This is a genomic window from Methyloceanibacter sp., assembly GCF_049590335.1.
Lineage (GTDB): Bacteria > Pseudomonadota > Alphaproteobacteria > Rhizobiales > Methyloligellaceae > Methyloceanibacter.
Window position 1 is genome coordinate 1 of sequence record NZ_JBAWCQ010000096.1, and the last position, 12,116, is coordinate 12,116.

Annotated in this window: 12 protein-coding genes; 4 read left to right on the forward strand and 8 right to left on the reverse strand. The window is 60.5% G+C overall.

Features of this window, described 5'->3' with window-relative positions; translation table 11 throughout:
- Both WBQ77_RS07730 and WBQ77_RS07735 read left to right on the forward strand, forming a co-directional pair.
- A partial coding sequence (locus WBQ77_RS07730; RefSeq protein WP_424059665.1) for an AsmA family protein occupies nt 1-2,045 on the forward strand: 2,045 nt, incomplete at its 5' end.
- A 65-nt stretch (nt 2,046-2,110) separates the two neighbouring features.
- Nucleotides 2,111-2,596 carry a Crp/Fnr family transcriptional regulator gene (locus WBQ77_RS07735; protein ID WP_424059667.1) on the forward strand — a complete coding sequence of 162 codons (486 nt, stop codon included), beginning with the start codon at nt 2,111-2,113 and terminating at the stop codon, nt 2,594-2,596.
- Here WBQ77_RS07735 and WBQ77_RS07740 read toward each other — a convergent pair.
- Complete coding sequence (locus WBQ77_RS07740) at nt 2,556-3,362, reverse strand: metallophosphoesterase family protein (RefSeq protein WP_424059669.1); 807 nt, start codon at nt 3,360-3,362, stop codon at nt 2,556-2,558. The two genes, WBQ77_RS07735 and WBQ77_RS07740, sit on opposite strands and share 41 nt — an antisense overlap.
- Nucleotides 3,363-3,629: 267 nt before the next feature.
- Between WBQ77_RS07740 and WBQ77_RS07745 the strand changes: the two genes are divergently transcribed.
- Nucleotides 3,630-3,776, forward strand: coding sequence for a hypothetical protein (locus tag WBQ77_RS07745; protein ID WP_424059671.1), 147 nt, complete (start codon nt 3,630-3,632; stop codon nt 3,774-3,776).
- Between the two features lie 64 nt (nt 3,777-3,840).
- On the opposite strand, the gene WBQ77_RS07750 is transcribed toward WBQ77_RS07745, so the two are convergent.
- From WBQ77_RS07750 to WBQ77_RS07775, 6 genes are all read right to left on the reverse strand, one after another.
- On the reverse strand, nt 3,841-4,488 hold the full coding sequence (locus WBQ77_RS07750; protein ID WP_424059673.1) for a hypothetical protein: 648 nt from the start codon (nt 4,486-4,488) through the stop codon (nt 3,841-3,843).
- Between the two features lie 148 nt (nt 4,489-4,636).
- Nucleotides 4,637-5,620, reverse strand: coding sequence for a D-alanyl-D-alanine carboxypeptidase family protein (locus WBQ77_RS07755; protein WP_424059675.1), 984 nt, complete (start codon nt 5,618-5,620; stop codon nt 4,637-4,639).
- 205 nt (nt 5,621-5,825) lie between these two features.
- Nucleotides 5,826-7,820, reverse strand: coding sequence for an acyl CoA:acetate/3-ketoacid CoA transferase (locus WBQ77_RS07760; protein ID WP_424059677.1), 1,995 nt, complete (start codon nt 7,818-7,820; stop codon nt 5,826-5,828).
- Nucleotides 7,821-8,057: 237 nt separating this feature from the next.
- Nucleotides 8,058-8,189, reverse strand: coding sequence for a hypothetical protein (locus tag WBQ77_RS07765; RefSeq protein WP_424044931.1), 132 nt, complete (start codon nt 8,187-8,189; stop codon nt 8,058-8,060).
- 136 nt (nt 8,190-8,325) lie between these two features.
- On the reverse strand, nt 8,326-10,170 hold the full coding sequence (locus WBQ77_RS07770) for an ABC-F family ATP-binding cassette domain-containing protein (RefSeq protein ID WP_424059678.1): 1,845 nt from the start codon (nt 10,168-10,170) through the stop codon (nt 8,326-8,328).
- 76 nt (nt 10,171-10,246) lie between these two features.
- Nucleotides 10,247-10,435 (reverse strand): hypothetical protein, encoded by a 189-nt coding sequence (locus WBQ77_RS07775; protein ID WP_424044934.1) that lies wholly within the window; start codon nt 10,433-10,435, stop codon nt 10,247-10,249.
- Between WBQ77_RS07775 and WBQ77_RS07780 the strand changes: the two genes are divergently transcribed.
- Nucleotides 10,434-11,165: a class I SAM-dependent methyltransferase gene (locus WBQ77_RS07780; RefSeq protein ID WP_424059680.1), complete on the forward strand. Its 732-nt coding sequence runs from the start codon at nt 10,434-10,436 to the stop codon at nt 11,163-11,165. The two genes, WBQ77_RS07775 and WBQ77_RS07780, sit on opposite strands and share 2 nt — an antisense overlap.
- A gap of 193 nt (nt 11,166-11,358) precedes the next feature.
- Here WBQ77_RS07780 and WBQ77_RS07785 read toward each other — a convergent pair.
- The coding region (locus WBQ77_RS07785) for a homocysteine S-methyltransferase family protein (protein WP_424059682.1) at nt 11,359-12,116 on the reverse strand (758 nt) is incomplete at its 5' end.

Here is a 12,116-nt window from a genome sequence, read left to right on the forward strand (position 1 = left end):
CGGCCGGCCCGCCAGGTGCGGCGCCCGCGGCACCCGCTGCCGCGGAGGGTTCGGGCATGGCCGACTTCGCCGAGCAACTGAAGTCCATTTCCCTGGACAAGCTGATCATCACCAATGGCTCAGTGACCCTGCCGCCCTCGGGCGGGGAGCCGGGCACGCGCATTGAGAAGCTCAATCTCGAGGCGTCCTTGCCGGGCTACGATGCGCCGCTGACGCTGGAGACAAACGCCATTGTCGACGGCAAAGCAATGACAGTCGGCGCCTCGGTCGAAAACTTCGGCCCCTTCCTTGGTGGCGCAACCGTGCCCGTTCGTCTCAAGGCGAGCATACCTGGCACGTTGGATGATCCGGTGAGCCTCAGCGGTAGCATGTCCTACAAGAACGAGACGCTCACCCTGTCGCAGTTTAGAGCCAAGTCCGGCGACAAAACACTATCGGGATCGGCCGTCTACAAGGACAGTGCGGCGACACTCAGCCAACTGACCGGGACGGTAGGGCGCGATACCTTCGCGGGCAATGTGCAGTACAAGGACAATATGGTCACCATCAACCCATTGCGGGCAAATGTGCGTGGAACGGTCCTCGCAGGCCAGGCTCAGATCAATCTTGCAAACAAGGTGCCCTATGTCGCCGCCGCGATCGGAGCGAAGACCATCGACATCAACGCGATGACGGGCGGCAGCAAGTCGGCCCCATCCAAAGCCGATGGCGCGAAAAAAGATAGAGGCAATGCCGGTAAAGCCGGTGGCGGCGCCAAGCCTGCGGGCGGTGCCAAGCGTGCGGGCGGCGCAAAGGGCGGTGGTAGCGGCTGGAGCAATGAGCGGATCAACTTCGCGCCCCTGAAGGCGGTAAATGGCCAGATCAATGTGCGTGCGGAGCAGCTCGTTTATGATCAGGTCAAGATCGCTCCCGTTTCGCTGCAGGTTACGCTCAATGGGGGCAAGCTCGACGCGAAGCTTGCTCAGTTTGGGCTCTATGGCGGTGCAGGCAATGCCACAGTATTTATCGATGCGAGCGGCAAGGTGCCAGCGCAGCGGGTGAATGCGTCATTGCAGAACGTCGACGGCAACACGTTTCTAAAGGACGCGACAGGCTTGGAGTCGATAGAGGGCAAGGGCACCGTGTCGGTGAATCTCAGCGCGACCGGCTCCAATCAGCGGGCGATCTTCGGCTCGCTTGGCGGACAGGCGAACGTTGAATTCGCAAACGGCGCTATTCGCGGGGTGAATATCGCGAAGATGATTCGTAATCTGGGTCAGGGCTCCGTCAGTGGTTGGCAGGGTGCCGCAACCGAGAAGACCGATTTCGCATCGCTGGGAGCGTCGTTCCAGATCAACAAGGGTATGGCCCAAACTGACGACATACATCTGGTGGGGCCGCTTGTGACGGTGAAGGGCGGGGGGACGGTCAACCTTCCTAAAAGATCCCTGAAACTTCGTGTAGATCCACAGCTTGTGGCGTCGCTGGAAGGTCAAGGGCGGACTCAGGAAATGTCCGGCCTCGGCGTGCCGGTGATGATTGTCGGGCCCTGGGCGAATCCCAAGATCTATCCCGACATCAAGGGCATCCTGGAGAATCCCGCGGAGGCGATCGCACGCTACAAACAGTTCGGCAAGGACCTGAAAAATCTCCCAGGCCTTGGCGAGAACGCAGAGGCGCTACAGGGCGTGATCAAGGATGGCAAGATCGATCAGGACGCGCTGGTGCGAGGCATTGGCGGATTGCTGGGAGGCAATAAGGCAGCGCAGCAGCCCGAAGCAGGCGCTGCGCCAGGTGAGGCAGCGCCCACTCCCGACGAGCAATCTATTCCTCTATCGAACGTGATCAAGGACGGCAAGATTGATGAGGATGCGCTTATTCAGGGCATCGGCGGTTTGGTTGGCGGTGGCCAGGCACCTCAAGAACCGAGCGCCGCTGCAGAGCAGGGGGCCGCTGCGTCCGACACTGCTGCTCAGAGTCAGAAACAGGATGGCGAGAAGAAAAAGAAGCTTAAGCCCGAAGACATCGGGAAGCAGCTTCTCAACAACTGGCTGTCGGGCCAGTAGCCATGTGGCGTCGTGTCTCACGCCGGCCGTTTGACAACCCTTAGGCGCGCGATAGGCTCAAGCCCATGCAGTCGCTTTTCGAGATCTGTCAGGGCGCAACGCTGGTCGAGTTTCCTGCGGACGAGGTTTTGTTGCCCGAGGGTGCGACGTCGGGGCATCTCTACGTGCTGAAGGATGGGATGGTCGAGGTCCTACGCGGCGACACGCAAGTCGCCACTGTCGGGGAACCGGGTGCGCTGTTTGGTGAGATGTCCGTCCTGCTGAACCGGCCTCATACCGCGACTGTCCGTACCATGACGCCCTGTACTCTTTACGTGTTCGACGATGCTGCGAGTTTTCTGCGATCCAATCCCGAAATCGCTTATCATGTGGCCAAGCTAATTGCCGGGCGGCTTAATGCGGCGACCAGCTATCTCGCCGATATTAAGCAGCAGTTCGAAGACCGCACCGACCATCTGGGCATGGTCGGGGAGGTGCTGGACACGCTGATGCACAATCAGGAAGAGGAGTTCAAGCCTGGTCCGGAGCGGGAGACAGATTCCCGGCTGTAAGCCAGTCCGGCAGCGCTTGAAGGTTAGGAATGGGGCGCGTCAGGCCGTCCTCGAGGTGCACGTATTGTGTTCCGGCAGCCGAGAACCAGACCGCTTCCTTTTCGTCGGTGTCCATAATGATATGCGCTGGGGGCGCACCCAAGTAGTGTCCCGTGTTGAACACCCACGTCGAGCCAATGCGGTCGACCCATGACCCGTTCGCCACATAGGGCGCTTCGTGCACGTGGCCGCAAATTACGATGTCAGGCTTATACTCATCGATCCATCGCAAAAGCGCATCGTCTCCGAAATAGCGTTGGCCGCTCCAGGCGATGGGCGATTTCGACGGGGGCGCGTGATAGAGCCAGATCCAACGCCCCCGCCTATCCTTCGCGGCCGTCGCCAATTGTCGACCGATCTCGGCTTGTGACACGGGGCCGTCCCACCAGGGGCAGACCGTAAACAAAATGTCGCCGATCTTGGTCGACTCGCCGTCCGAGAGCACTCCGTCATTGCGCCGCCCGAGCAGCCACCGCGCCATCCACTCGCCCGCCTCGTTCTTGGAATCAAGATCGTGGTTGCCCGAACAGACGAGGAGCTTTGCCTTGGCGCGAATGCGGTCGAAGTACTTCCTGACCACGGTGGCCTGCGCGCGCCCGTCGACGAGCGAGGCGAGATCGAGATGGTCGCCGGCCATGACCACGACGTCGAAATCGCCAGCGACGCCGACGACCCAGTCGAACAGCGGCAGCGAGTAGTGCAGGTCAGAGACCAGAAGCAGGCGCATGGCGTTTCCAACGTCAATAATTCGCTCACCTTGCGCGCAGGGTCTCCATGCAATGCGGGGAATCAGCGTCGTCGTGAACGGTTTTTTTACTCGCCTCAGGTAGACCGAAGAAATCGCTTTCGGGCCGCCACCGGAACCAACGATCGGCATACGACGATGTTCAGCCTGATGACACCCTACTACGGGCGTAAACGCTTTTTAAGGCCGCGGCGTTCCGTCTGTCTCCGGACCGTGATACGGCGCTATCAGCTCGCGGAGTTGTTCGGCTTGACCGGCGCTATCGTGCTGGTCTGGATCGTTGTGCAACTCGACAATCGTTCGTTGTCGGCCCCGGCGCCCGAACCGATGGGGGTCGAGTCCGCGAGCGTGGATCTCATCATTGGCGTCCCCGTGGGGAGACGCCGGCCGCTTTAGCGCGCATCGATGTAGTGCTACCGCACCAAGCCGCAAACTGCTGCCGATTGGTCTGACGCGGCCGTTAGTTTCCGAACAGACCCTTTAAAGGCCCATTGCCACTGAACAGTCCGCCGGAACGCCGCTTAGGCTTCTTCTTGGTCGGGGAGGATGTGACGGTTGAGCCCTGCCTCGGCCTGGTCGGAGCTGCCCTGGTCGGAGCTGCCCTGCTCGGAGCTGCCCTGGTCGGAGCTGCCCTGCGCGGTGTGGAGGCCGTAGCCCGGGGCGGCGGGGCGGCGGGCGTCGCCTCCACAGCCCGCTTCTGGGCCGGGGCCGGCGCGAGGGCGGCTTTCTCGATCCAGCCGCCGGCGCCACTATTCACGTCCTGGATGCGCAGATAGTTGCCTTGCATAGCCACGGCGCGAAACGGCCGCCCCATGGGGAGGCTGTAAAGCGCCGACGCGGATGGATTTGGCGACGACAGGACGTCCACGGGTCGTTTTGAAACGAGGACCTTGCCGGCCAGGGGCGAACCTGGGGGCAGGGGTTTTCCCATGATCGGCTTGGCATTCCGATTGGCTGAGCCGGCCGTCTCGACGGGCGGTGCAACCTCGACCGTCATGCCCATCGTGTCTTTCGTGGTCGTATCTTCGGTGTCGATCAAAAAGAACACGCCTGCAATGAGGCACAGACCGATCACCAGAAGAATTCCGAGAAGCTTGTGCTCGGCCATTTATGCTACTCCCTACGCTTAGGGTCCACTATGCCACAGCCCCGACCCCCGATCTAGAGCGCCCCCGGGGCGAGTACCGACATAGGCCCCAAGGTCTAACCTCGGGCTTCACCCAAGCTCTCAGGCGGGTTTCCCAGGAAAGGCCGCGCTAGTCGCACGCGCCGGCCGGTCGTAGACTCGCGTCGGTCGCGATCACGCCAAGCTCGGGAAAATCGCGCGGCAAGGCATCGATGAGGGACCTCATCTCACCGTAGCGGGCGGCATTGCTGGTACTGCCCAGCACCACGCCGACAATGGTTTGGCCGTTGGGTGCGTGCCACGCGGCCACGAGGTTGTAGATGTTCTTGGACATGTATGATCCCGTTTTGGCGCCAATCACCGAACCCTCGCCGAGAATTTCGAGGCTCGTTTTCAGGGCGACGTCGCGCGGCCGCTTTCCGTCGATATGCAGCCTACGCTCGGTACAGGCCCAGGCGGGCAGGAGCCGTGCATCGGTGAAGACCTTCGCTGCAATCAGCCCCATATCGCGCGCCGTGGCGGCGTTTTTTGCCGACAGGCCATACGGGTCGGCGAAAGTCGCGTTGGCGGCGCCGAGGGCCTCGGCCGCGGTCCCCATTTCTTCGACGAAGCGTTTTGTCGCCTTGGCGGTGTCTGCGGGTACGCCTTCCGCGGTCAGGAGGTCGCGCCCCACGGCGTCGGCAATCGCGAGCGAGGCATCATTGCCCGAAACCAGGACCATGCCATAGAGCAGATCCTGGAGCGTCCAGATGTCGCGCCGCCTTAGCTTCGCGGACGATCCGCCGGTCAGATGCAGCCGGTCGATTGTGATGGTCTCGGAGAGCCGGTCACCCATCCGGTCCACGAGGATGTAGGCAGTGACCAGCTTGGTCAGGCTCAAAGTCCTAAAGACCTCGTCCGGATTCTTTTCGTACAGGACCTCACCGGTATCCGCGTTCATCACGAAGACCGATTTCGCGCTCATCGCAGGGGGCTCAATGCCCTTATTCATCGTGGTCGATTGTGCGGCCTGTATTGGTCCTGTAAAGGCGACCACTGCTACCACCGATAAGCTGATGGAAAGGAGGCCAAGAAGTCGTCTCCAATTGTGCCACATGGTCTGCCGCCACCGCATCCGATTCGATTTTCATCCGACATTCTATAATGGTGCTTGGTTATAGTTCCAACGGTGGGGCGGTCGGATGTCAACTCGCCAGCTTCACGGGTTGGCACAGGCGATGTACTCGTCTAGCAGACCATTACCGACTGCGTGCATTAGCTTCAGGAGCCGCCCGCACTTGGGCCTAAACGCAACGGAGTGGTGTCGACCGCTCCGTTTGTCAGCGCCCGTACTTGCCCATATGCGCTTCGGCAGGCTGAGACCCTGGTTTGGCGGTGCCGTCATCTTCGAGCCCGATGGCCTTGTGAGCTTCGGACGCCTTCTCGAACACGTGCGGTGCGAGCCCGCGCTTGCTTAGAGCCTCCTGCATCTTGAGGCGCATGAAGGCGCTTGTCGTGTAGCGCGTCGTCGAGGCGTAGTGATGCTGCATCATATGCTCGATCATCGCGGCATAGTCGTCATAGAGGTCCTCGGCGATCCGGCAGCCATCGTGATTGACGACGGCGTTGACCCGCTTGCCAGCCTTTTCGCAGGCATCGGATAGAACCTTCTGGAGATCGTCGATGTCGCTCTTCTTACGGACGTTCCAGCCTTCCAGATTCAGGAACAGGATGTTCCGGTCTTCGTCGTAGCTAACACGCTCCCACAGCTTCAGGTTCATCAGATCAGACAATAGCTCCATCGGCTCGTCGATAAAGAGCCGGTGGTCCATGGGCATGGGCTTCAGGATGACCGGCACAAAGTCCATATGCGCGAGAATGTCTCGCTCGATATCGATCCCGGGGGCAACTTCGATCAGCTCAAGGCCCTCCGGCGTTAGCTGGAACACACAGCGCTCGGTCACATAGATCACCGGCTGTGAGCGTTGTTGCGCGAAGGGTCCGCTGAATGTGATCTGGTCGACCTGCTTGACGAATTTCTTGGCGCGGCCTTCCTGAACGATCTTGAGCTTACCATCCTCGATCTCGACCTTAAGCCCACCGGCGGTGAACGTGCCGGCAAAGACGACGGCACGGGAGTTCTGCGAGATGTTGATGAAGCCGCCGCAGCCGTTGAGGCGTCCGCCGAAGCGGCTCGTGTTGACGTTGCCCTGTTCGTCGCACTCCGCCATACCGAGGCAGGTAAGATCGAGGCCGCCGCCATCGTAGAAGTCGAACATTGTGTTCTGATCGATAATAGCGTGGGCGTTGGCCGAAGAGCCGAAGCTGGATCCGCCCGCGAGCACGCCGCCGACGGCACCAGCTTCAGTCGTGAGCGTGATATAGGGCGTGACCTTCTCCTCATTGGCGACGGACGCGACGCCGTCCGGCGCCCCCACACCCAGGTTGACCGCGCCGTTCGGGGGCAGTTCGAACGCGGCACGACGCGCAATGATCTTGCGGGCATCGAGCGGCATTTTCGGCATGGCATCCACGGGCACGCGAATCTCGCCGGATAACGCTGGATCGTAGATCACGCCGTAGTTCATACGGTGCATCTCCGGCGGATCGGCGACCACGATGCAGTCAACGAGAATGCCGGGTACCTTGACGTCTTTCGGTTTGAGCGAACCCTGTTCGACGATGCGCTCTACCTGCGCGACGACAAGACCATGGTTGTTATAGGCGGCCATGGCTTGGGCCAGGCTATCGAGTGTCAGCGCCTCCTTCTCCATGCTGAGATTGCCGGACGGATCTGCGCTGGTGGCGCGAATGAATGCCACGTCGATCTTGGTGGCCTTGTAGAACAGCCACTCCTCCCCTTCGACCTCGACAAGCTTGACGATGTCTTCTTCGGTCACGTCGTTGACCTTGCCGCCATCGAGACGCGGATCAACATAGGTGTGAAGACCAACTTTGGAGAACAGGCCCGGCTGGCCGGCTGCGCAGGCGCGGTAGAGCTGCGAGATGACGCCTTGGGGTAGGTTGTAGCCGCAGATCCGATTCTCTTGAGCCGCCTCGGCGACTTTGGGCATGCGCCCAAAATTGGCGGCGATGACGCGTCTCAAAAGCCCCTCGTGGTGCAGGCGGCCAGTGCCCAGGCCCTTACTGTCGCCGGCGCCGGCGCACATGATCAGCGTGAGGTCTCGGGGTGCCCCCGTCTCGACATACCGCTTCTCAAGCGCAGCATGCAGCGCTTCGGGAATGCAGCTTTGAACAAAACCCGTTGTCGTGACGACGTCGTTGTCGCGGATCAGCGCGATGGCTTCATCAGCCTTGATGGTCTTGTCTTTCATCTTTGTTCGTTTCCTCTGGGGTCTTCTCTCTACGCACTTGCGAGCGGGCACAGTTTTCTTGGAGGCAGCCAAGAAAAGGCCTCATCCAATCAGCATTAGACCAAAGGCTTTTTTGACTTCCAGAACAAGTCTGACCGGGGGCGGCCCATTGGCCTATACCAGTCATGGCGGCTTTTGCCTTCAGAGGGAAATCGGGTCAACCCAGGTGTTGAACAAGATGTAGCCTTGCCCTGTCTCCTAGAGATAGGCCGAGACCGGCACGCTCATGACGAACCGTTCGCCACCACCACAGATCGAGACGCCCCGTGGCAACGCCTCATAACCGCATAAGAGGACGTATAGTCGGTTTATGGTGCGGGTGGTCTCCATGAGGGCGCACTATGAGGCCGTCTCATGTCCGGACCTATGGCGGACAGCGGCCTGCTTCCTTCAAAATCTACACGGTTCGAGACTATTGGCCAAACGGAGCCTTCGAGGCGCAGCCATCGGTCTGGGCCGTGGCGCCTCATGGCACAATGGACCTGCCGGTCTCCGCTGCGAGTTCCTCCTGCAGCAGTTCGAGTCGCAGCCACTCTTCTTCCACATCGGTGAGTTCGGCTTGCGCTTTGTTCAAGGCCTCCGCCGCCGCCGTGAATGCCTCGCGATCCTTCGAGTAGAAGCTTGGGTCAGCCACGACTTTTTCCAGCCGCGCAATCTCTTCCGTGAGCTGGTCCATCCGCGCCGGCGCCGTATTCAAAAGATGCTGCTCCTTAGGGCTCAAGCGCTTTCGGCGCGCGGGTGCCGCCGTTGCGGGCGAAGGCGCCGGCGCGTCCTTCTTAGCCGCGGGCTTGTCTCGCCTAGGCACGCCGACACCAGCCCCGCGCTGCGCCACCATGTCGGAATAACCGCCCGCATATTCAATCCACTGCCCGTCACCTTCCGACGCGACGATCGAAGTGACCGTGCGATCGAGAAAGTCGCGATCATGGCTGACCAGCAGCACGGTACCCGGATAGTCCGCCAGCAACTCCTGCAACACGTCCAAGGTCTCTAGGTCGAGATCGTTTGTGGGCTCGTCGAGGACCAGAAGGTTGGACGGATGGGCCAGCGCGAGGGCGAGCATCAGCCGGCCCCGCTCTCCGCCCGACAGCACTTTGATGGGCGTGTGCGCCTGTTCCGGCTGAAATAGGAAGTCCTTCATGTAGCTGATGATGTGACGCTCTTCCCCGTTGATGATCACCGTGTCGCCACTCCCGCCGGTCAACGTCGCGGAGAGGCTTCTCTCGGGGTCAAGCTGTTCGCGCCGTTGATCGAGTGTCGCCACTTCGAGATTTGTGCCGAGCTTCACGCGGCCGGCGTCAGGTGCAAGTGCCCCGGTGAGCATGTTGATAAGCGTGGTCTTGCCCGCACCGTTCGGTCCGACGAGGCCAACCCGGTCGCCACGGGCGATCTTTATGTTGAAGTCACGCACCAGAACCCGGTCGCCATAGCTTTTGGCGATGCCCCGCGCTTCGATGACTTTCCGCCCGGTCTCGTTGGCCTCATGGGCGGCCATCTTCACGTCGGCCTGCGTGCGGTTCCGCTTGGCGGCCGTGCGCTTGCCGCGAAGCGATAACAGGTTCTCGAGACGGCGCTGGTTGCGCTTCCGTCGGGCGCTCACGCCATAGCGAAGCCAATGTTCCTCCCGGACAATTTTGCGGTCGAGCTTGTGACGGTTCGTCTCTTCCTCTTCAAGAATGCCGTCTCGCCACGCTTCAAACGCGCCGAAGCCCTGTTCGAGCCGCCTGGTTATGCCGCGATCGAGCCACACCGTCGCTTGCGAGAGTTTCTCAAGAAATCGGCGGTCATGGCTGATCATCACCACGGCTGAACGGGAGGCCTTGAGGACCGTCTCCAATCCCTCGATCGCTGCCACGTCGAGATGGTTGGTGGGCTCATCGAGCAGTAGGATGTCGGGGGCCGGGGCCAAGACCTGGGCCAAGGCCGCCCGCCGGCTCTCGCCGCCCGATAAATTGGCAGGCGATCCATCGCCAGTGAGCCCAAGGCTCTCCAACAGATAGCGCGCGCGATACGGGTCATCGCCGGGGCCAAGTCCCGCCTCGACGAAGGCGGCCGTGGTGGCATAGCCGGAAAGGTCCGGACTTTGGGGCAGATAGCGGATGGTGGCGCCGGGCTGGACGAAGCGGCTACCGCCGTCGGGGTCGATTATGCCGGCGGCGATCTTCAGCAGTGTTGATTTGCCTGAGCCATTGCGGCCCACCAAGCAAAGGCGCTCGCTCTGTCCGATCGACAACACAGCGTCCGACAGCAACGGCGTGTGGCCGTAGGAGAGCGAGATGTCCTTGAGAAGAAGAAGGGGCGGCGGTGCCATAACACGTGCTAGTCCGTCTTTGCCTCGACGCCTAGAAGAAATCGCCGAATACTGCCAGAGAATGGGCGCCAAGGGCCTAGAGAATCTGGGCCTCTTGGCGGAGAGCAAGCAGCGTATCCTCGACCTCAATCCAAATCGTCTGTCGCGAGATCGGCTGAAGTATGAGCACTACGTATGCGACGACAGAGAATTGGGAAAACTCATAGTCGCCGGTCTGAGGCAAATCCTCGACAAGGCGCCCACTCAGTGCAACGACAACTGACATGAGCATTCACCTTCATCACATTGATCACAGTGGGACCGTTGACGACGAAGCCGCGCTCGAGCAGTTCCAGAAGGGCTGGTCGACATATCAAAAAATCGTCGATAATGATGTTCTCGCCCATAAGGAAGTCGGAGACATCCTGCACAGAACGCTGTCAGCTATTCCTGATCCAATTGATTTTCTCGACATTGCCTGCGGGGATGCCGGTCAGATGCAGCAGGCCTTGGCGAACACCCAGGTCCGTCACTACCGGGGCATCGATCTTTCGCAACCCGCGCTTGAGCTCGCCGCCAAGAATCTTGATGGTGTTTCCTTCGACGTCGATTTGGATCACTCAGACTTTGTGACGGAGCTGACCGGCCGACATCACACGTCAGACGTCTCTTGGTGCGGGCTGTCGGTTCATCACCTTACGATTGATGGGAAGCGCGCTCTAATGCAGGCACTTTGCGACACGACGAGCAGGTTCCTGATGGTGTACGAGCCGATCATGCGCGAAGGCGAGAGTCTTGAGAGTTACCTAGATCGCTATGCGCGCCTCAACAAGCCGGCCTGGACGTTTCTTGCGCCCGAAGAGTGGGATCAAATTTTCCATCACATATCGACGTGTGATCTACCCGAAACGCCTAAGGCCTGGATGGAGCTCGGCCGCGAGGCCGGCTTCATGAACGCTCGTGAGATCTATGTTGATCCCGCTGGCCTGTATGGTCTGTACCGCTACGACCGCTGAGCCAAGAAATTCCAGAGACAACAACGCCCAAGGTGTGAGGCTCTGTACCGCTCCGAGTTGAGGGCCCTGAGTCCACCTTTGGTGCTCGGCGGGCATGCGGAGGAGCCAGACTGACTTCCGCTAGTGATCCAAAGCGGACGATGGCTGTACGGACCGTGCCGTCAGGTTTAGATGCCTACGCAATCAGACTTCACTAGGCTGCAACTTTCGTGAACAAGTGGTTCGAGACACAGCCGACATGCCGATGGTCGGTGCCACAGCAACCACCAACAACCAGCAGGTTCGGCAGGAGATCACTGATTTTGGAGTATAGCGTGCCGAACTCCTCCGGGTCGCCGTCGTCCAGATGTTCGGCCAAGTCGAGCTCAGCGTGACTCAAGCGTGATGCATTAGCTCGGATGCCACCAATACGGCCAACCCAATCTTCTCCGGTTTTAAGGGCATCGAGGAAATGATCGGGATGCGCACAGTTCACCATATAGTAGATAGGCGCGTGGCCGGTAGCCGCGTCGACGCGGTCGATCGCCTCGCCCAAGGGTTCGCCCGTGGGGAGACTTCCGTCGGTCTCAACCGTGAACGACACAACGACAGGCAGCCCCACATCGACCGCGACCTGTGTGATCCCAATAGCCTCACTGGTATTGGTCATGGTTGTTGCCGAAACCATGTCGACGCCCTCGTGGGCGAAGCAGTCAATTTGCGGTCGATGCATCTCACGGGCCAGTCCTACGTCCGGCACCTCGCCTGGAGCGTAACCATCGCCTGCAGGGCCAACGACCCCGTTCAAAAGAATCGGCGAGACACGAGACTCCCAGCCATTGCGAAGTTCTTTGGCAAAGTACACTGCGTCCATGGTCAGCCGCAGCATTTCTGATGCTGATTTGTCAAGTGCCGGCCCCCAGCCTGTGCAGCCGCGCCACGTGTTCGTGTCGAGTACGAAGCCTGTCCGCG

Coding starts and splice junctions, on each gene's coding strand:
- WBQ77_RS07735 (WP_424059667.1), top strand. CDS start 2,111: ATGCAGTCGCTTTTCGAGATCTGTCAGGGCGCAACGCTGGTCGAGTTT.
- WBQ77_RS07740 (WP_424059669.1), bottom strand. CDS start 3,362: ATGCGCCTGCTTCTGGTCTCTGACCTGCACTACTCGCTGCCGCTGTTC.
- WBQ77_RS07750 (WP_424059673.1), bottom strand. CDS start 4,488: ATGGCCGAGCACAAGCTTCTCGGAATTCTTCTGGTGATCGGTCTGTGC.
- WBQ77_RS07755 (WP_424059675.1), bottom strand. CDS start 5,620: ATGCGGTGGCGGCAGACCATGTGGCACAATTGGAGACGACTTCTTGGC.
- WBQ77_RS07760 (WP_424059677.1), bottom strand. CDS start 7,820: ATGAAAGACAAGACCATCAAGGCTGATGAAGCCATCGCGCTGATCCGC.
- WBQ77_RS07765 (WP_424044931.1), bottom strand. CDS start 8,189: ATGGAGACCACCCGCACCATAAACCGACTATACGTCCTCTTATGCGGT.
- WBQ77_RS07770 (WP_424059678.1), bottom strand. CDS start 10,170: ATGGCACCGCCGCCCCTTCTTCTTCTCAAGGACATCTCGCTCTCCTAC.
- WBQ77_RS07780 (WP_424059680.1), top strand. CDS start 10,434: ATGAGCATTCACCTTCATCACATTGATCACAGTGGGACCGTTGACGAC.
- WBQ77_RS07775 (WP_424044934.1), bottom strand. CDS start 10,435: ATGTCAGTTGTCGTTGCACTGAGTGGGCGCCTTGTCGAGGATTTGCCT.